The organism is Microcoleus sp. PH2017_08_TRC_O_A (assembly GCF_020738665.1).
Taxonomy (GTDB): domain Bacteria; phylum Cyanobacteriota; class Cyanobacteriia; order Cyanobacteriales; family Microcoleaceae; genus Microcoleus.
This window is the reverse complement of record NZ_JAEQCE010000060.1, coordinates 1-21,112: the sequence shown is the minus strand read 5'-3', so window position 1 is coordinate 21,112 and position 21,112 is coordinate 1. Positions and strand designations below refer to the sequence as shown.

Here is a 21,112-nt window from a genome sequence, read left to right as displayed (position 1 = left end):
TAGGAATGAAAATTAAATAACTTACATTTTTGATTGTTCTTGTGGGATGGGCGTCCCGCCCGTCCCGGAAAGACGGGCGGGACGCCCATCCCACAAATATGTGTAAATTATTTAATTTCTATTCCTTAGTTTAGTAGCGTGCGATCGCTCGCGCGAACTCAGCGGTCGCCTCTTTTTTTGAGCTAATAAAAATTTACATAAAAAAATACATAAAAATTGCGATCGCACGCGCGGGCGATCGCAACTAAAATCATTAGATATATTGCAAAAATACCTAAGACGGGCGAGACGCCCATCCCACACACAATTTTTTTGCTTGTGGAATGGGCGTCCCGCCCGTCCGAAATTTTGATTAAAAAGACTCAGGCAATCTTGTTTATTGTCGTTAACTGCGACGAATTTCAGTAACTTGGTCGGCAACATCCAAAATTGCTGGCGGCATCGAGGGCCCAGTCAAAATAATATCCAAATCGTGCGGCTTGTTGTCAATCAATGCGAGCACTTCTGTCTCCCGAATCAAACCTAAATTGACCGCCAAACTCAACTCGTCGAGAATAACTAAGGCGTAACTGCCGGAGAGCACCGCATTTTGAACGTACTCCCACAATTGTGCGATCGATCGCGTTTCGATCTCATCTAAATCCGCATTCTCAATGCAGCGGGGCAAATCGCACCGCACCCAATCTAAATTTTGCCCGAGTCGCACGGGATGTTGATGCCCTTGATTGATTCCCCCTTTGAGGAACTGCACTGCCAACACCGGAGATCCCTGTCCTGCAATTCTCAGGGCTTGAGCCATAACATTTGTAAAAAAGCAGCGGTGCGGGCCTGTAAAAACTTGCACCAGCCCTTTAACTGTGTAGGGCAAGCTGTGGGTCAAATTGAGTTTAGGGGTTTGTAACTGAGCAACCATAGGGCAATATTTAATTAGTAACTAAGTCTTGACTGCTGCTCCGAGCTGCACGTGGCTGGAGCCTGCTTAACAATATATAGTGTACTTGGCCGATCGCAGATCCGATCGAACGCTAGATATACAAATTGTCAAAAGCTAGCGGCAGTAGCATTCGGAGCCGTCAATTAGATTTTGAACTCAAGCAAGCACTTGTGCAGAAGCCTGCTTTTTTAGCGAAATATAGCAGGGAAGCCGACAGTTATGAAGTTATAGATCCAAAAACCCGGGTGATGAGAGTCTTGGTGGCTCCAGGATTGTCAATAAAAGGTACAGATCGCATAGAATTTGAATGTCGTGGCACTAGGAGCAGGCACTGTGAGATTGGTGATTCTGGGAGGGCCAGGAGCGGGAAAGGGAACTCAAGCACAACTATTGTGCGACAATTTGAGCATTCCTTTGCTGGCAGTAGGGGACATTCTGCGTGCGGAAATCGCAGGTGAGACAGACTTGGGCAAGTTGGCCGTGTCTTATGTGGAAAAAGGCGAGTTAGTTCCCGATGAAATTTTGATTCGATTTATCGGCCGCCGGCTGCTGCTGTGGGATGTTTTTAATGGCTGGGTGTTGGAGGGATATCCGCGAACGGCTTTTCAAGCTGAGGAATTGGATTTTTTGTTAGACGATTTGGCGCAGGAGCTAGATTGGGCGGTTTGGTTGAAGGTTCCGACTGAGGTTTTGCTGAGTCGATCGATCGAACGCGATCGATCGGACGATGAGCCAGAAATTTTGCAGCGCCGGCTCGATTTGTACGAGGAATGCACTATTCCGATTTTAGAGTATTACGAACATCGGAACAAGCTGTTAACTATCAATGGCGATCGATCTCCCGAAGAAGTGCAGCAGGATATTCTTAAAATGGTTAATAGTTAGTTGTTAGCTGTTATTTGTTATTTGTTGGCAAAAAACCAATGCCCGATGCCCAAGGAGTGTCAAGTTAAGACTGAAAGCCTTGAGAAATCTAGTTGTTACCTCAGTCTAGATCCCCCTAAATCCCCCTTAAGAAGGGGGACTTTGAGAAGGTTCCTGTCCCCCCCTTCTTAAGGGGGGCTAGGGGGGATCTAGGTTTAATAGTTAAACCGCAGTCTGTAACTGGCTTAGAAGTTAAATTGACACCAATTCCCAATTCCCAATTCCCAATTCCCCATTCCCAATTCCCCATTCCCAATTCCCCATTCCCATTTTATGTCCATAAAACGTGCCGACGGTAGACAACCAAATCAACTTCGTCCGATTAGTTTCGATCGCGAATTCAACAAATTTGCCAGCGGTTCAGTGCTCGCGAAAAGCGGCGACACTCAGGTACTGTGCAGCGTTACGATTAAGCCAGGAGTACCTAGGTTTCTGGAGAATACCGGCAAAGGTTGGCTGACGGCGGAGTACCGGATGTTACCAGGCTCTACGCCGCAGCGACAAGAGCGGGAGTTTATGAAGTTATCGGGGCGCACTCAAGAGATTCAGCGGTTGATTGGCCGGAGTTTGCGATCGTGCTTGGATATGGAACTTTTGGGCGATCGAACGATTATTGTAGATGCTGATGTGTTGCAAGCGGATGCTGGGACTCGCACGACTTCTATCAATGGCGCGTTTGTGGCTGTGGCTGATGCTTTGAATAAGTTGGTGCAAAAAGGTGATTTAGTGCGATCGCCTTTGATTCGCCAAGTGGCGGCCGTGTCTGTGGGACTTTTGGAAGGCGAGCCGTTTTTAGACTTGAATTATCTGGAAGATGTGGCGGCGGAAATTGATTGTAATGTGGTAATGAATGGAGATTTGGACATTATTGAAATTCAGGGAACTGCGGAGGAGGGAAGTTTTAGTCGGAGTCAGTTAAATCAAATTTTGGATTTGGCAGAAACTGGGATTCAGGAATTGTTGGAGGCTCAGCGACAGGCTTTGGTTTAGTAGGAATTACGCATGGGAGTCCAGAAACCGGGTTTTTTTGAGAATACTTCGTCGCAGTCGAAAGATTTGGTAAAAACCCGGTTTCTTTGGTCTACTTTATAAGATGGTTTTCGATTTCAAGGAATTGAGCAATGAACACATTTCTTCCGCTTCCCCTGTCATCCCAAGGCGATTAAAGCCATCTAATGCCTTAGTCGCCCATTCGGAGGCTTTCTCAAAATTTCCCCGCGATTCCTCTAAAAAACAAAACAAACGTTGGTAGCAAGCAGTACGCTTTTTATGCTTAGTTCGCTCAGCTACAGGTAAGCCTGTATTCAAAAGTTTTTCAGCTTCATCGAGCTCTTTATGTACTATTGCAATAGCAGCCAGCCCCTGCTGAGCAGCGATGATTCCTCTTTGAAAATCAATTTTTTGAGATTCTTCAAATAGTTTAAGATATAGTAGTTTAGCTCGGTGATGATCTCCTATTTTATAGTAAATTTTCGCTTGGTAATAGGGGACAATCATCCAATGAGGAAGATATTCTCGTTTATCAAGATCGGCTTTATTTAAAATATCTTCTTTTACATTTAACCAAATATGCGCTTCTTCATACTTCTTATTTTCGATGCAAATATAGGCAATATACTCACTTAAGTTATTTTGAACAATTATGTCTGCACGATCCCGTAGCTCCCATGCTTTCGTCAAAATTTTATGAGCTATTTCTAAGTTCTTTTGTCCTCCGATTAACAGCAATGTCCAGGCTTTTTCTGACATTGCATACACAGCAGTTGACCAGTCACCACGTCGCTCTGATGCGCTAATCAACCAGTTCATCCAAAATAGACGGTCTTCCCAATAACCGTAGGCATTTGTATAATAGTGTAAGTTTCGGCATAAATTTTTAACATCGGTATAGCGTTCTTGATTTGCACACCAGTGAAGCACATCTAACAGATTTCCCTGCTCATCCTGTATAACGTCATATTCAATATGCCATTCTTGCCAAAAAAACTGTCCGTGTTTTTCTGCCAAGTTTAAATACCACTTTATCCACCGTTCTCGCGCTTCTTTCTCAAAATCTGAATAACCAGCAATTTCTGCTAAAGCATACTCGCGGTTAAGAGACACCATTTCATATCGTCCTTCTCGCTGACGCACCAGGGATAGTTGTTGAAGCTGAGCTAATCCTCTATTTACAGCAATAGGATCTGCTTTTAGTCCAGCCACCTCAACCACAGCATCCCAGACGGGCGCTTCGTGAAAAATAGCCAAGGACATCAACAATTTGTGAGCGGTTTGCCCTCTGAGTGGTTGAACCGAACCCTCAAAGCAAAAGCGCGCTAAATCTTCAGGAAGTGGACTCGATCTATCTAATAAAGTTTCTAGAGAATAACCACTTGCAATCTGACCGATCGCATAAATAATAGCGATGGGAACCCCTCCAAAACGCTTGTAAAGCTGCCTTGCCCGATCGTCGCTCAGCGTCACTCCTTTTTCGATGATTTGTTGCTGAATGAGTCGCAGACTGTCTTCTTCTGGCAAGCAGTCAAGACGCATAGAAGCATACATTACAACCTGTTGGCGGGTAGTGATAACTGCTTTGGTACTTGGCGGTAGGTCAGACAAAAAAGCTAAAACCTCGTTTTTGTCAGCTATTGCCTCTAGATTATCGACAATGAGCAAAGTTTTTTGCCTGCCAAGGCTTTGATAGACTCGGTTTAGTTGCTCTTCCGGTGCAGCCTGAGTAATGCTTGGGTCATCTAAAGTAGATGCGATCTGTCTGAAAATATCCTGAAGGTTATTATGTCTCTGAAGTCGCGGCACTATACCAGTGGAAAACAGATAATCAGCCTTAGCTGAAGTAATTATAATTGCATCAAATATGATGCTTGTATCTGTCTGAGTACCGTGCTTAGCTTCCCAACAACGATAAGCTGCTTCTAATACCAATGCAGTTTTGCCAACGCCACCGATGCCATCTACAGTAATAATTGGCGCGCGGTAATTGAGTGAAATAAATTTTAGTAAATCTTTGAGTTCAGTCTCGCGACCAATAAATTCGTTATTCTGATTTAAAAAGTTGCAATATGGAAGCTGCCGTAAAGCTTGACGATCTGGTATAGAAGGGGCGATCGCCCTTTCCCGTCCCACAAAATTCTGGTTTGGTATTGAGGGATGTGCGATCGACCCTTCAGCATCTACAAAATCGGACTCTGGCTGCTGTCGCAAATAGTCCCGAATCTTGGGCAGCCAGGAGGACTTATTGATTCGCTTCGATTCTCCCATTTCCAGGGCGATCGCCTCACCGATGTCCGCGCTGACTCGTTTGGCATGGATGACACTGTAACCGCTATCCTTCGCAGCATTCTCGATCGTCTTGCCCTGCAAAAACTGATCGATCAGACTGCACTGGGCATCAGTTAAAGGACGATTTTGAAAAGCTGACAAAGCTTTTTTGACCCAATTGACCATTGCTGTGCGATCGTCGGCCATATACCAAAAGATACTTTTTAACGTTGGTTTAGTGTAGCGTCAAAACAGTTGCCATTACAAGGTTTTTGGTAAAACAAGTTTGACCTTTGTGCGATCGCTTCATGGCAACGAAACACCAAATGATACTTTTTAGTTCAAAAAAGACTCATGCGCTTTTTAGCTAGTCACCCGATCTCTAACAAGACCACAACCCTTATCAATTGCGGATATTAGGTATCTCAACATATTTTTTTTGTATTCAAAGTGTTAATAGGGCGATCGGAAAGTATTAATAGTGTTCTTGAAAGTTGATACAAAAAAGACTAGCTCATTAAAAAATAAGTCTATATCGTAGAACGTAATCGAGCAAGAAACTTTGTTAACAGCAAAGTTCTTACTCCCCGCAATTCTTGTATCTAACACTTAGGCTCAAACCAATCCAAACTATACACTTCTTAAAGGAATCTGGTCATGCTGGCACAAACTACAGAAACAAAGACAGGTGAAGATGGTTTTTTAAATTTAGAAACAGTGCTTAACTCTGAGGCAATTCTATCTCTCATAAAAGGTCAATTGCTTGCTATTCGAGTTCGTCATTACTATCCTGAGATTTTCTGTCAACGAGTTCAAGAACGGTTGTCTAGTGAAGAACGAATGGGAGTCTATTCAACTGTTGGTGCGGCAGAGATTGGTCGCGATCGTCTTTCCTATTACGAAACACACAACGACCCAGTACATTGGCAGCAATACTACGCCCAAGCTGGATACAACATTCGAGAAATTCGAGAAATTTTCGATCCTTACTATTCACCAATCGATCGACTGCGACTTAACTTAGACGAAGTGTGGCCCGCCGGAGCACATCTCGAAAATATTGATGGTTTACCTATGTTTGTCGGCTTGACTCGTCTTCTTAAAGAAGGGTCTTACATTTTCCCTCACAATGACAATATTCAAGAGGATTCCAATTTCAATCCACGCGCAAGAGAAATTCGGATTCAGCTTGCGGCAAACGTTTACCTCAATATGCCAGAGTCAGGAGGTCGCTTGTTATTATGGGATGCTTCTATGCTTCCCGAAAATTTATCACATTGCCGTCGTGAAGACGCCTACGGATTTGACCCTGAAAAGATTGGCCCTCCTAAGCTTGAAATTCAACCAGAGATTGGCGATCTAATACTGTTTAACTCGCGGTATCTTCATTCGGTATCGCGTGTTGGTGTTGGCGGACGCTTGAGTAGCTCTTGCTTTATTGGTTTTCGTTCTTTCAATTGTCCGCTCTCTTACTGGAGCTAATGACTACTGTTTTTTACACTTTAATTTAGAGGTTTTCATTGTGACCACTCTTAAGCTGTACCTAGAAGACTCAGACCTTTCGGAAGCAACTGCAAAGATTGTTGAATTGATTAATGGCGAGCAACGGATTATTCGCCTCGATCGAACTATTTTTCACGCTCAAGGGGGCGGACAAAAATCTGACATTGGGTTGATTGACAATGTTCTTGTCACTCATGCCTCTCATTCTGATAACTATGTCGATCATTACGTTTCAGATTTCGGAAATCTCGAAGTTGGGCAGGAGGTAAATATTTCAATCGATATCAACAATCGTTTGATTCATTCCAATCACCATGTTGCAGGTCATTTGATTGCAGCATTAATTGAGAAAAGTTTCCCCGATTTGCAAGCAACTGGAGGGCATCATTGGCCAGGACAAGCACGAGTTGAATTTTCAGGGACTCTACCACCCATTGAAAAGGTTCAGGAAAGCTTAAAATCCGATTTGGCAGAGGCAATCTTTGAAGATATACCTGTACAAGTTAAGGGCGATCCTTACGGCAGTCGCAAGATTGCCATCGGAGATTTTCCTGCTGTCTCATGTGGCGGGACACATCCTAAGTCTCTTGGCACGTTGAGAGAAGTAGAAGTGACTAAAATTAAATCCCAGAAAGGAGTCCTCAGAGTTAGCTACTCTGTAGCAAATTAGAGACAATGTAGGGTTTGCATTGCCAGCCCTGCCAAATTGCGCTCGACACATTTGACTCATTCTAGCCCATGCGATCGCCCCACCATCCAAGAAACCGGGTTTCTACGATAATTTACGCATCCTCATGAGATTTTCCAAAGAAACCCGGTTTCTCAGGCTCCACGCGACTATAAAAAACCCAGTTTCTGCGATCGCGATCGACTTTTTGTGGGTATTGTGCGATTCTTAATAAAGAATCTTTGTAATTACCAATTGCTAAGATAATGCAAGCTGAAAAAATATCAATTTCCCTATCACCAGAGACTGTTGGCGAATTCATGGGGCGTCACCCCTCACCTCTGGAAGTCAGTATTTGCGTTCGCTATTTGTAGTTAACAGCTACATGGTCAATTAGATATTTAGTCCAGAAACACCTTTTTGAGGGGTGATGGGTGAAACCCTTTCTTGATTCGCCAACAGTCTCTTTTGAAATCGCGACTACACGAACAAAGTCCGCCTTCGCGGACTGAAGAAATAAAAGTATTTAAGCCTGATTTGATAAATTATACTGTATTTATTTTTTAGATTTGGGACGGGCTAGAAGCCCATCCCACTCATTGTTTTAAGGAAAATACGGGACGGGCTAGAAGCCCATCCCACTCGTTTTAAGGAAAATATGTTCATTGGATACCTCGGCCATCTTCCCTCAAGATCCGTGACATCCCGTACATTGCTAGTTGCCGAATTGCCTTCGGGTGAGGTTATCTTAGACAAGACGCGATCGCAATCACAGTTATGGCATCTCCAAACAATCAAAATTCGGCGGATTCATCTCTGAAACAGTCTCTAGAGGCTGGGTTAGCTGCTTTGAAACAAAAGGATTACCAAAGCGCGATCGCCCTTTTGGAATCCGTCAGCCAAACCGCAGCAAATCAACCGCCCGGAATCCGCGCCCAAATGGGATTAGTCGTGGCGTACAAAGCAACCGGAAATCTCAAAAGCGCGATCGCCCTTTGCACTTCCCTCACCAACATCCCCAACACCCAAATCAAAACCTGGGCCGATCGCACTTTAAAAGAATTAACCCCCCCAAAACCACCGGAAACTACACCAGAAACCGGCTTTGTCGCCTTTGATTCAGCAACGGAATCGCGGAAGGAAACGCTTAAGGGCGCTCGACCAACCGCAGACAAAAAAACCGGATTTTCACCCTTAGAGCCGACTAACGCCCCAGCAAACACCAAATCCACACATATTTCACCGCCACCTCCACCCCCCAAACCGCCGATTCACCCGACACAAGAGGGCGAGCACGGGGACACCGCCCCTACAACAACCGCAACCGATACAGAAACTAGCGGCGAAAACAGTTCCGGTTCCCCAACAGATATCCCCGGATTCGCCACCCCAGATACCTACGAACTTACTTGGCGCCAAGCGGGGCGCACCAAAAGTCCGCGCCCCCTCAAACCGCTAAAGTTGCTGAATTTTCGGATCGAAGCAGTTGGAAGTGCGATCGCCCTATTTTTTCTAGCCCGATTAGTCCTACAATTCCTGCTGACAAACATCAATGCTCTATTAGTTCAGCTTTACATATTTACTAGATTGCCAATTTTTCAGCCAATTCAGCTTTTTTACCGAGATCCAACTCCCTTCCTCCAGATTCTTTTCGGATTGCTTTTGGCATCTTCTCCCTGGCTGACAGACGCCCTGCTAAAACTTTTTTGCGGTATCGAAACCCTGCGCGGCTCAGTTTTATCCAAGCACAGCAAGGAAGCGACGCGCGTACTCCGCAGTTTTGGCACCAAGCAAAATATGCCAACGCCTGTACTGAAACTCTTACCGCTCAATGTTCCTGTAGCTTTCAGTTACGGCTGTTTGCCCCGTTTTGCTCGGATTGCTGTCAGTCAAGGGCTGTTAGATCAATTGACGGATGATGAAATTGCCACTATTTTCGCGCGGGAGTTGGCGCATATTTCTCACTGGGATTTTGCGCCGATGTCGCTGGCGATGTTGGTGCTTCAGATTCCTTACCTTATATATTGGCAGACTGCATACTGGGGCGAGCGGTTGTGCGATTTAATGACGATCGACTTTTTGCGTCGTACTGTGAGAGTTGTCACCGCCGCAATTTCTGCTACCAGTTACGGAATTTATAAATTACTGCGTTGGCCGATGTTGTGGTTGTCGCGCCGTAGAGTATATTTTAGCGATCGCACTTCCGCAGAAATTACCGGCAATCCCAACGGTTTGACGCGAGCACTAACTAAAATTGCGATCGGCATTGCTGCAAATATTGAACAGCAAAAACAAACTAGCTTTTTCCTCGAAAGTTTCGATTTGTTGTTACCCGTCGGCGTCGCACAAGCTGTAACCTTTGGTGGCGCTGCATTACGCGCGCCCCTAAAACAGATTTTGCTGTGGGATGTCAGCAACCCGGAACGCGCTCTTTTGACGGTTAATAACACGCATCCTTTGATGGGAGAGCGTTTCAAGCTGTTGGAACTCTACGCTCAATTCTGGAAACTGGAGACTGAGTTAGATTTGGCGAGTCTGTCGCCGGAAAAACCCAAAACAGGAAAATTATCTCTGTTTAAATCCATACTCGAATTTAAAGACTCAAAACTATTTTTACAAGGTGCGCCGTTTTTTGGGATTCCGATGAGTCTGGGGATTGTTGCACTGCTGTGGATGGTTAGCTGGCTGTTTTCCAAGACGAGTATTTGGCAATTGGATTGGCTTTTGGGCGATCGATCGATTCTTTGGGGCTGTTTGCCGATCGGATTTTGTCTCGGTACTTTGATGCGGATTAACTATTTTTTCCCCGACATTACGCCACGAGAAACCACTTCACCAAGTTTACTAGAAATTTTGTCAAACTCGAAAACTCTACCGCTAGATGCTCAACCTGTGCGCCTTTCCGGGCAACTTTTGGGTAGACCTGGTATTGACAATTGGCTGGGACAGGATTTGATTTTGCAAACGGCGACGGGTTTGGTGAGGTTGCACTATGTTTCGATGATTGGCCCGATCGGCTCTTTGTACCCATTTTTGCTCAAACAGACGACTCGCCCTACCGATTTGATCGGAAAACCGGTTGTGGCGACTGGTTGGCTGCGTCGGGGTGCTACTGTGGCGATCGACCTAGAAACTCTCCGCAGTCAAGAAGGACTCGTTAGTGACAGCGGACATCCGATTTGGTCTGCGATTTTGGCCTTTGCTGCTGCTGTTTGGGGCGCGTACATCATTATCCAAGGCGGAAGATGAGACAAGGTACGTTGTTGCGCTTCAGCGCTCTTGTCTATATGAAAGAGCGCTGAAGCGCAACAACGTACCTTTATGGAATGTGACGGACAACCCCCAGCCGGACAACTGTCAACTGTCAACCCTTCGTAAAGAAAAGTTGCTTTTTTGCCAACACTCTGTTACATTTGTTTACATGAATCGGATTGAACCAAATAGCGCAATAACTTCAATTGGCTAAAATCGATAAGGCATTGCGTAAAAATTGTCAACCTCCCAACACAGCAAGTTCAGCCAGCCGCCTGTCGGCTGTTTTTTTTCGACAGCGAATTTAGCTCTGCGGAATGAATTCAGAAAAGTGATTCAGATACGGTTTTCGTTCAATACAGCATGAAATCTTGCTAAATAACTAGCTCTGTTACCAAGGCTGTGATACCTTTAAAGAATGGTCGGACGCTGCCGGGCCCGATTTGAGGGATACCGGGTAAATGAGTAGTCCTCAACATTAGGAGCGAGATTAGAAGTGAGGTAAGATTACTGGCTGAAAAAATGTTAGCGATTTTCTCCCTCACTGTATTAGACTGAATACTGGCATTCCGATCGCTCGCAATTGACATCCTTGGACATAAATTTCTACACGGCGCTGGCTATAAACATTCTGAATCAAAACCGGAAGCAAGTAATACAGAACAGCCAATAGCCTAAACATTTGAGTGATGACTAAAAGTTTACACAACAACCTGAGATTTAAAAGCTCTCTGCATTGGCGGTTCAGTTCCGGCACGATCAGAGTAAATCATCTTTTTGTTCTAAAAGGTGGGGGGAGCTGTCAAGGTTGGTGGGAGGAATGTGCAAATTCTGTGGTTATGCGGTGTTTCCCTGCGGTCAATATTGATTTGACTTCAGGTAATTTTGTTCGAGCAAACTAATTAAAATCCCAATCTGGAGGAATTTTTCATGTCTATTCGTCTTTATGTTGGTAATCTACCGAAGGAACTCGATCGCCTAGAATTGCAAGAAGTTTTTGCACCCGAAGGCGAATCTGTTACCACAAAGGTAATTACAGATCGCAAAACTGGTAAATGCAGAGGATTTGGCTTTGTGACGGTGCTAACCGACGAACAAGCAGATCAAGTTATTGAGAAATACAACGGCTTGATGTTCAAAGAAAACCCCCTGAAAATAGAGAAGGCCTTACCCCGCTCTAAGGGTAAATCTGAGAAGGGCGAAGACGATCAGCAACAGTCATCATCGCCTGCTGCCCCGCAGTTGGCATCATCGTCGCCGTCGCAGCCAGTCCCTGCACCGCAGCAACAGCAGCGCTCGGCTCCTCCTACCCAAGGTGGAGGTGGCGGTTCTAGCAAAAGCAATCGCCGTCGCGGTGATAACAACAAGTCTCGCCGCAATCAGTCAACAACAACGGTTTCGAGTGCTGATTCCGGTTCGGTGCAGCCAGATCCGCGCTGGGCGAGCGCTTTGGAAGAACTCAAGCAAAGATTGGTGGAAGCTCAGACTACTAATTAGTCGCAAGGGCCCACTAATTGCTGCTATCTCTCGACTGCGGTTGAGTGATTTGAGTTGGAAGTGCGATCGAGAATTGGTCAAAACAGCCGAATTCTCGATCGCACTATTTTATAAAAAAAGTTCGGCAAGCGGAAAACTCTGAGTCTTTAGACCTGAGATGAAAGTGGCACGGGCGGTTTTAACCGCCGTGAATTTTTCTTAATTCTTAACATTTTTAGCAGTGTAAAAAGGTCTTTTGCCGTTACACTCTCTTATTGGGATGGATACACAGGTGTAAACCTGGGAAGCAAATGCCTACCATATATTAAAGGTACGCGGGGACTCTCGCGTTACCAAGGGCCCGAGCCCCTTAAACGCTTGAGGAGCTTGCCCAAAGGCAAGGATAGCAGCCCGCCATTTTTTGGCAATAGGATTGCGCCCAGGAACCCTAGCAATAGGGATATTAAGAACGAAATTTCTTAAGAATCTCAGTCGCGAAGAGCGCTGAGAGTGTCAATGCAAAAAACCTCTACTCTAATATCTAGAAGTTTCTTCGGGTGTGTCGCCTCGGTAAATCTTTAGCATTCAAGCGCAAATCTCCTGGCGACGCACCCTACAGAAATTTTTGATTGAGCGATTGAGCGATTGATTCATCAATACTTAATCTTTCCCTCAATCCGCTATAAATCATGTTTATTCGCCCTCAGAAAATTCGATCGTCTCAATAAAGTCAAAAATCTTGTTCATAATGCCCTCAACCTCCGACTCAAGAGAACCCAATTCATCCTTAGCCTGATAAACTCGCTGACAACTTACCGTGTAGCAAAAATCGTCAACTATAAAAGCCATAAATCCCCGGTAAGCATCCACTTTAGTAGCTGCGGCATCTTTTTCTTGCACGCTGAGAGTTGCACTCCCCGGTAAATCGACCACTGCAAAATAAGCTTCTTCATCTTCTAAATATTCAGTGTAGAGCAACTTAGAATCAGCAAATTTAGCGAGAATTTGATCGTCAATAAACTTGTTAAGAAACGAAGTAAGATAAGCCCATTCGCCCGCTGACTCGATTAATTTTTCCACTTCGCTAGCCGTCTGGAAATAATCAATTTTCAGCAAAACACCAAAGCCATCAGAAAATGCAACATAGCCTTCTCCATCATCAATCCTACCGCCTCGTTGCTTGTCAACTGGAATTGAGACAGTAAAATTGCGTTTAGCAGACAGGTACAACGGCTCCTCTTCTAAATCGAAATCAGCCTCTTCGATTTCTAGGTGGGAGTATGCAGCAATTACATCCCCGATAATTTCTTCGGCTTCCTCATCGTCTACACCTAATACTTCTTGAAATTCCTTGAGAAAATCCCGGTGCTTTTTCGACACTTCATCATCTACGACAAACATTGCTACGACAATGGCAAAAGTATCCAAAACCACCTCATTTGGAAGTGATTCATGGGCGGTATTAAATAATCCTCCCAAACCATCTTCCGCGATAATATTTGCCAAATGTTGAAACATTTCTGACATATCATCTTCCGAGAATTCAGCAAATATTTCTGAATCCCAAAGTATGCTTTCTAAGATATCTGCATCGGCGTCAGGGGAATTAGCCTCCGCTGCGACAAGTGCGATCGCCGCGACGGATTCCTCTAAACTCAAGGTGATTGAGGATTTATCTTTTGACTTGAATATTTTAGTAAAGTTGCTCATGGTTTTTGCTTGGCTAAAGAGTTTAGTTTTACGTTTGGCCTGGAGCATCTCATTTTTGCAAAAAAGATTTTTTGACAATTTGGTATTAAAATTAGATGCGCGCTAGCTGATTACCAAGGACTGCCAATTAGTGTAAATCCGGCCCAAAATTTGGGATGAGATAAATCTGAATTTGGTACTTGTCCGGCCCGAGTAAGATCGATCGCCCTTTTTTGACTCCCCACCAACTTACCATCTTTAATCACGACCTGTTTGCGAATCATCGCCAGTTGAGCTTGTCTGAGGGCTTCAGCCTTAATGGGAGTCGATCGCAAATTAGCATAAAACTCAGTCATCAGCCCCAAAGTCGCAAAATCATTAACTTTCCACAAACTCGCCAAAGCTGATTTTACACCGCTGCGGACTGCCAGTCCAGCAAAACCCATTTCTGCGTCACTATTGCCGATCGCAGTTTCGCACGCACTCAACACCAATAACTGTACTTGCCTGCGATCGTACCACTTCGCCAACCGAAATTTATCCAGAGCCAAAGAGCGGTTCCACAGGTCAATTTCAGCCTCCTTGCGTCCGTTTTGATGTTGCGGGAAGCTGGCGTGAGTAGCTAGGTGAACAATCTCAAAAGCCTGTTGCTGCCGCCGCTGTTTGGTGAGATTTTCCACGGTAAAATCTTGATTGAGAAAAAAGCGGCCGCGCCACAGCGGTAATTCACCAGCATTTTGGGTGTTGCTTGTGGTACCGGCGATCGCAGATAATTCGATCGGCACCGCAGGCAACTTTGGTTTATTAGTATGGGGGAATTGGGAAGCGCCCATTGCTAAAACTTGAGCGTTTTTTAAGCTTTCATAATTAGTGCTAGTCAAGCTGACACTGGGAATTGAGCCGAGGCTGTACTTTTCTACTAGAAATTGCTCCCCGTCGTGCAAAGCTGCTATGGGCAATTGTCGCAAACCTGCATCGAAGGAAAAAACTAGCGTATCTATATTTAATTCTGCTAATTCTTTAGAAATTGGCTCAACAAAAAAATCATAAAGTTGCTTCGCATTTGCCAAGTCTTTATCTTCAAGACTATCTGGATTTGAGATATTTTTTTGAAATTCATTTACGATTTTATTCAAGTTTACACGATTGACTTTAATAGATTTCAGGATTGGAGGGCCTTCGGGAACTACTAATATTAGCGACAATGATTCGAGACTGGCGAACGCATAAACTATTACGGCTTGTTTTCCGGTTTCTGTCTTAATTGTTTTCAGAGTTTCTCTGATGTACTCAACATTGACTCTTTTGTCAGTAAAATCTTCTTTAAAGTAGTTTTCATAGTCTTGTTCAAAGAGTTTATCGATTAAGGCAATAGCCTCATCAGCATTGCCTTGATCTAAAGCTTGTTCAACGCTAAATCTGCTAATTTCTAAGGGAAAAAGATTGGGAATATTTGCGGGTGGGGGAGTTTCGGCTGCTGGAGTTGGTGCTGGAGTTGGAATTGGTGCGGGTGCTGGAGCTGGTGCGGGAGTTGGAATTGGTGCGGGTGCTGGAGCTGGAATTGGTGCGGGTGCTGGAGTTGGCGGCGGAGTAGTTTCGGGAATGCTTGCCAAGGAATTAGGCTCGATCGCCTCAACGGGTGGCTCAATAGTAGGCGCAGGAGTAGGAGTTAAGACTATCCAGCCATCGGGTTGTTCTGTAGCAGAAGAACCAAGTTCGGGCGGTTTTTCTGGCGGGTTTTCAGGAGGCGTTATTAAAGTAAGATTCGGTTTTTCAACGGGCGGTGGTGTGAGGGAAAAGTTGTTCTTTGGATCAGTAAATGCCCAGTTAAAAGTGCTGCTTCCTGTTTCAGGATTTGGGGTGATAGTGGTTTTTGCTCCTAATAAATTGCCAATTAAATAAGCTAAATCTTGTTGCGGATTTTCGCTTTTGGCGGGTGCTACTGCGGCTGGGGGAATGGGTGCGGGAATGGGAGAGAAAGAGGGTGCAATTACAGGTGGAATTGCTGCTACAGGCGGATTGTAAGGCGATTGTAGGGGTGCGGGTGTTGGATTGGGTGCGATCGCACTTGGAGGTGCGATCGCACTTGGAGGTGCGATCGAGCTTGGAGGTGCGATCGGGGCGGTGAGTTGGGCGATCGGGGGAATTGTGGGTGCGGCGGGTATGCGATCGCTCGCGCTTGGTATTGTTGGGGCTGAGGGCTGTGTGCGGGTTGTGCGGGGCGGTAGTGTGAAGAAATTGGTGTTTAGCAGTTCTTCGATGGGGGAAAAATCGATCGGCGCGGGTTCGGGTGTTGGGGATGGGGTTGGGGTTGGGGTTGCGATCGAGATTGCGGGTGTTTGGGATGGGATTTCGGGTGTTGGGGTGGGAGTTGCGATCGGGCGATCGGGTGTTGGGGTGGGAGTTGCGATCGGGCTTTCCGGTGTTGGGGTGGGAGTTGCGGCGGGGGATAAACCCTGTGGTGGCTGGCGTCTGGGTATAAGTAAAGGTGCGGGAGTTGGTGCGGTTGTTGGCGCAGTCGCTGGAGTAGTTGCAGGCGCAGTAGCTGGAGTAGTTGCAGGCGCAGTCGTTGGAGTAGTTGCAGGCGCAGTCGTTGGAGTAGTTGCAGTCGCAGTCGCTGGAGTAGTTGCAGGCGCAGTCGCTGGAGTAGTTGCAGGCGCAGTCGCTGGAGTAGTTGCAGGCGCAGTCGTTGGAGTAGTTGCAGGCGCAGTCGCTGGAGTAGTTGCAGGCGCAGTCGCTGGAGTAGTTGCAGGTGCAGTCGCTGGAGTAGTTGCAGGCGCAGTCGCTGGAGTAGTTGCAGTCGCAGGAGTCGGCGTTGCTGAAGGAGTCGGTGTAAGTGATGGCTGAGGCTCTGGGGTCGATCGAATTTCAATCTTTTCTGTATCCTGTTTGTATGTATAAAAATATCTATTACCAGACAAAATTTGTGAAGACGTGCCATTTCCCCGAGTAATAGCACCAGCAGTTCCATTAGTTGTTGAATCGCCAACAATAAAAGGCGTCAGTCCATTACCGCCGTGACGCAGCAAAATTGTACCGCCTTTATCCCCAGCATCTCCAGCAGACGAAATGCTAGCAGCAACCCCATTTCTATCTGAAAAAGAATTGATTGATCGAAAAAACTTTTCAGTCCAAACATAGATATCTCCACCTCTACCATTACCCATGCTCTGACTGTCAATTTGATTAACAGTAATATTGCCACCAGCATTTAGACTAATATTTCCACCATTAGTAGAGGAACTAGAATTAAGATTCCCCGTTTGAATTGCTCCCTTCTCACTGTACAAAGAAATTCCCAACGGAGAAGTAATATTTTGCGTGGTAATATTATTAGTTGTAGAAATATTGATTGCGACAGTCGTTCTTGTAATATCATTTTCAATTTTGACGCTGTTGAGAGGAGTCACGTTACCGATAGGAGCGAAAAATTGAGCCATTCCCGTATCAGGTTTAACCGTCAGATTGTAAGGCCCGTCAACTGTAGACTTACAAGTAATATCACCTGTACCAGAGATTTTTACAGACAGGTCATTCGCCAATCTTAACGGAGCATTAAATGTAATATTATTGCGGTTAGTCTCGATATTTCCCGCCGCAGTAATTGATTCCTTTGCCGTGAGATCGATATTGCCACCAATCACATTAGTATTGGTAGAAAAAGTGCGGGAATTGATAGTAGAAGTCGCCATAGTTCCTTTAGCATCTATGGCTACATTTCCACCTCTACCATTGGCTGCCGCAGTAAAAATTGGGCCAGCAGTTGTGTTAACATTACCGCCGCTTTGAATGCGAAGATTACCACTATTAGCGTTAAATCCGCTTAATAATAGAGCGCTGCCAATTCCGCCTGTATTGATATTGCCGGTGGCTTCGAGGGAAATATTACCGCCATTATTACCACCCATTGCATTGATCAGTCCAGCAGTGGTATTGATCGTAGTGCCACTTTTGAGAGTGATATTTCCACCATTATTATTACCTACAGTAAACAGATTTTGAGTATTTATAGAACCATTACTATTAAGATTTATTGAACCGCTTTGTTGCTGAGCTTGTGACGCAACAATAGTAGTAGTAATATTGCCGCCAGCACTTACATTAATATTACCACCCGTTTGAGTTGTGAATGGGGGAGAAGCAGGTACATAAGCACCGGCAACCAATTGATTTGTATTGATATTACCATTGGTATTAGTAATGTCAATATTGCCACCTTGTGATTTAGACTCGGTATTTGCACTACCAATGCTTATATTTTGATTACTATTAAATAATGTGATATTACCACCATTCCCCCCAGAAGAACGAGAAAAAATTGGATTACCCGGTGATATTTGAATACCATTTTGAGCTTGAACCGTAATATTTCCACCTTTGCTGTTTTCACCATCGGCATTGAGCGAATCCAAATTGATCGAACCACCACTCTTGAGACTTATTGCACCACCTTCTTGCCTACCAGTCGTAGAAATTTGATAACCATTAATATTGCCATTAGCCTCCAATCTGATTGCACCACCGTTATTATTGTCAGAATTGGTTGATATCTGTGTACCACTGAGATTAATATTTCCTGTTCGACTTAAAATAGAAATATTGCCGCTAATCCCTACGCCATTATTAGTGACTCTAGTATAAATTATGCCAGTTGTAATATCATTTTTAGCTTCTAGATAAATAGAACCTCCTTTTCCGAATGTAATTCCTGTATCTAATTTGTAAGCAAAATTATCTGGTTGAGAATTTTTATTATGTAAGCTACCACCATTAAGATTTATGCTTCCTTCTGTACTTACGATCGAAATATTGCCACTATTGCCACTTGTCCCGCCCAAGAGAAGAGTTATTATCTCAGCAGTAGTAATATTATTCTTAGCTTGTAGAGTAACGGAACCGGCATTACCATTATTTGCTCTACTGTCTAAACCTCCAGCACTGGTATCGATGGAGCCTCCCGTGCTAGTAATCGAAATATTACCAGAGTTTCCTGTTTTGACATAACCAGTGACATATTGATCTAGTGCTGATTCTAAACTAGCAGTGACAATATTTTGTTGAGCATTGAGTGTTATATTACCAGCATTGCCATTATACGAATAACTAGATAAAGTGCCAGCAGTAGTGTTTATGCCTCCTGCTGTGCTGGTAATAGTGATATTGCCTGAATTTCCCCTGCCTAATGCACCGAACCATTTAGTATTAATATCTGTTGTAATAATATTACCGAGAGCCTGTAAAAGTACGGAGCCACTGTTGATTTTATCAGTTGTAGATAACGTACTAATAGTTCCGTTGAAAAAAGCATCTCCATTTTTTAATTGAGTCGTCGAACCAGTTAATACTACGTCTCCTTGAGAATTAACTGTCACTTCTCTTACACTTATCCCTTCACCCGTCAACAACTGTGGCAAAGATGTAACTGGCAACACCCAAGTTTGAGGCAAACTACCAGCCATAGATTGCGGTTGAATCTCCAAACTTAACAGATTTCCCGGTTGGCTAATTCTGACTAAATTCTCACCCGGAACCGCAGCAATCGTAATATTGCCTCCCGGTGCAGCAAGTTGTCCCGTACTCACAATCGTGCCGCCCAACAAAGTTAAACTCTGTCCCTGTTTCACAGCCAAACTACCTAAATTGATAATTGCTCCCGGCTGTAGATTTGTAAAAGCAAAACTGTTCGGATTTCCGACTAATTGTGCATAATTATTCGCGCCAACAGCATTAAACCAGTTATTGCCGAAACCAATTCCTGTAGCAGTAGTCGCGGTGAAAGAACCGGGAACATTTAAGCTGGAATTTGCACCGAAAACAATCCCCGCCGGATTCATTAAAAATAAGTTGGCATTGCCGCCCGTAACTTGAATTAAGCCGTTAATTATGGAAGCATCGCCGCCGACAACTCGCCCTAAAATATTGCGGATGTTGGAATTTGAGATAAAGTTAGCAGTTTGTCCTTGAGTTAAACCAAATTGTTGGAAACTGTGAAATAGATTTGTACCGTCGCTGGATTGTTGGCCGCCTTGGATGTTAAATTGGTTGCCACTGGGGGTGATTTGAGTATTCGTGCCGTCAGTGGCGGGGGTGATTTGGGCTGTGGCTATTTGGGATGGGGTGAAAAGTCCTGTTTCCCAAGTTGCTAAGGTGCTGAAGGAGAGGAATGTTAGGAAAAATAGATTGTTTTTGTCCGCTGATTTCATGGTTTTTGTTAGTAGATGATATGATGATAATAAATTAATTGACAATCAATATCAGGACAATCCTGTAGGGGCGGGTTCGCCGAAATATATGATACCCAACGACAATTATAAAAACCCGCCCCCACCCAGCCCAAAAATTAAGAATACATTGAATTTAACCATGTGGCGGGGAGGTTTTTGGGGGTTATTGGTTGGGTTGGGGCGGGTTTTTGAGATAGTTTGTGAGTGACAAATTCGGTGGCGAACCCGCCCCTACGAATTTGGGCATAAAATACGATAAAGAATATTTTATCACCATCCTGTAGGGGCGGGTTCACCGAATTATATGACACCCAACGACAATTATAAAAACCCGCCCCCACCCACCCAGAAATTAAGAATACATTGAATTCAACCATGTAGCGGGGAGGTTTTTGGGGCTTATTGGTTGGGTTGGGCGGGTTTTTGAGATTGTTTGTGAGTGACAACTTCGCTGGCGAACCCGCCCTTACGAATTCTGTTTTTAAGATCGTAAATTCATCAATAATACATTTTTACTGTCTAATTTAATATTGATTCTCTTGGAATTGCAAAACTTTTTAGATGGGTACATTTCATCGGTTTCCCACTTATACGGATTGTTGATAATATATTCCTGAATTTTGGCAAACGTTGTCTCATCGCGAATAATATGTTCGTAATAACCCCTTTGCCATACCTGGATTCCTGAAACACGGCGTAGTTGATTGATACGACTGGAAGAAAATGTTTTAAAACCTCTCACAATTTCCGATAACCCATGACGTTTATCCTGATTTTCTATGATGATGATTCCATGAAAATGATTCGGCATAATGACAAAAGAATCTAATTCTATATGAGGATATACTGTCTTGAGATTAAACCAATTAAAGTTGACTACTTCACCGTAACGGCTTAATAGCATATTTTCTTCTTCAATGTCACCTAATATACACTGACGTTGCCAAATACAAATTGTCACAAAATATGCACCAGGTTGGCTGTAATCATATCCGGGGAGACGAATAGAACGACGATGATGAATATTGGGATTGTATTTCATATTTTTTTTTGTAATCAACACAATATCGAATATTATATCACCATCCTGTAGGGGCGGGTTCACCGAAATATATGACACCCAACGACAATTATAAAAACCCGCCCCCACCCAGCCCAAAAATTAAGAATACATTGAATTTA

Annotated in this window: 12 protein-coding genes; 6 read left to right on the top strand and 6 right to left on the bottom strand. The window is 44.3% G+C overall.

Features of this window, described 5'->3' with window-relative positions:
* Nucleotides 1-385 precede the first annotated feature (385 nt).
* Nucleotides 386-913 carry a P-loop NTPase family protein gene (locus JGK22_RS20595; protein ID WP_293186826.1) on the bottom strand — a complete coding sequence of 176 codons (528 nt, stop codon included), beginning with the start codon at nt 911-913 and terminating at the stop codon, nt 386-388.
* 354 nt (nt 914-1,267) lie between these two features.
* On the opposite strand from JGK22_RS20595, the gene JGK22_RS20590 reads away from it, so the two are divergent.
* Together JGK22_RS20590 and rph are read left to right on the top strand one after the other, a co-directional pair.
* The gene (locus JGK22_RS20590; protein ID WP_293208792.1) at nt 1,268-1,819 is read left to right on the top strand and encodes a nucleoside monophosphate kinase; all 552 of its coding nucleotides are present in this window, start codon (nt 1,268-1,270) and stop codon (nt 1,817-1,819) included.
* 312 nt (nt 1,820-2,131) lie between these two features.
* A complete protein-coding gene (gene rph, locus JGK22_RS20585) occupies nt 2,132-2,848 on the top strand; it encodes a ribonuclease PH (RefSeq protein WP_293313534.1) in 717 nt (238 codons plus the stop codon).
* A gap of 96 nt (nt 2,849-2,944) precedes the next feature.
* Here rph and JGK22_RS20580 read toward each other — a convergent pair whose 3' ends face one another.
* Nucleotides 2,945-5,326, bottom strand: coding sequence for an ATP-binding protein (locus JGK22_RS20580; protein WP_293313532.1), 2,382 nt, complete (start codon nt 5,324-5,326; stop codon nt 2,945-2,947).
* Nucleotides 5,327-5,776: 450 nt separating this feature from the next.
* Between JGK22_RS20580 and JGK22_RS20575 the strand changes: the two genes are divergently transcribed.
* Entirely contained in the window at nt 5,777-6,601 is an 825-nt protein-coding gene (locus JGK22_RS20575) for a 2OG-Fe(II) oxygenase (RefSeq protein WP_293313530.1), read from the top strand.
* A gap of 40 nt (nt 6,602-6,641) precedes the next feature.
* Entirely contained in the window at nt 6,642-7,292 is a 651-nt protein-coding gene (locus JGK22_RS20570) for an alanine--tRNA ligase-related protein (protein WP_293193449.1), read from the top strand.
* 112 nt (nt 7,293-7,404) lie between these two features.
* Here JGK22_RS20570 and JGK22_RS20565 read toward each other — a convergent pair whose 3' ends face one another.
* Nucleotides 7,405-7,611 carry a hypothetical protein gene (locus JGK22_RS20565; RefSeq protein WP_293193450.1) on the bottom strand — a complete coding sequence of 69 codons (207 nt, stop codon included), beginning with the start codon at nt 7,609-7,611 and terminating at the stop codon, nt 7,405-7,407.
* 455 nt (nt 7,612-8,066) lie between these two features.
* Here JGK22_RS20565 and JGK22_RS20560 point away from each other — a divergent pair, with 455 nt between their 5' ends.
* Together JGK22_RS20560 and JGK22_RS20555 are read left to right on the top strand one after the other, a co-directional pair.
* The gene (locus JGK22_RS20560; protein WP_293208479.1) at nt 8,067-10,538 is read left to right on the top strand and encodes a zinc metalloprotease HtpX; all 2,472 of its coding nucleotides are present in this window, start codon (nt 8,067-8,069) and stop codon (nt 10,536-10,538) included.
* A gap of 933 nt (nt 10,539-11,471) precedes the next feature.
* A complete protein-coding gene (locus JGK22_RS20555; RefSeq protein WP_293186837.1) occupies nt 11,472-12,038 on the top strand; it encodes an RNA-binding protein in 567 nt (188 codons plus the stop codon).
* Nucleotides 12,039-12,710: 672 nt separating this feature from the next.
* Here the strand turns inward: JGK22_RS20555 and JGK22_RS20550 are convergent.
* The 3 genes from JGK22_RS20550 to JGK22_RS20540 all read right to left on the bottom strand — a co-directional run bounded on the left by JGK22_RS20550 (nt 12,711) and on the right by JGK22_RS20540 (nt 20,972).
* Nucleotides 12,711-13,727, bottom strand: coding sequence for a hypothetical protein (locus JGK22_RS20550; protein WP_293186838.1), 1,017 nt, complete (start codon nt 13,725-13,727; stop codon nt 12,711-12,713).
* Between the two features lie 110 nt (nt 13,728-13,837).
* Nucleotides 13,838-19,909 (bottom strand): CHAT domain-containing protein, encoded by a 6,072-nt coding sequence (locus tag JGK22_RS20545; protein ID WP_293313528.1) that lies wholly within the window; start codon nt 19,907-19,909, stop codon nt 13,838-13,840.
* Between the two features lie 502 nt (nt 19,910-20,411).
* Complete coding sequence (locus JGK22_RS20540) at nt 20,412-20,972, bottom strand: transposase (protein WP_293187102.1); 561 nt, start codon at nt 20,970-20,972, stop codon at nt 20,412-20,414.
* Nucleotides 20,973-21,112 lie beyond the last annotated feature (140 nt).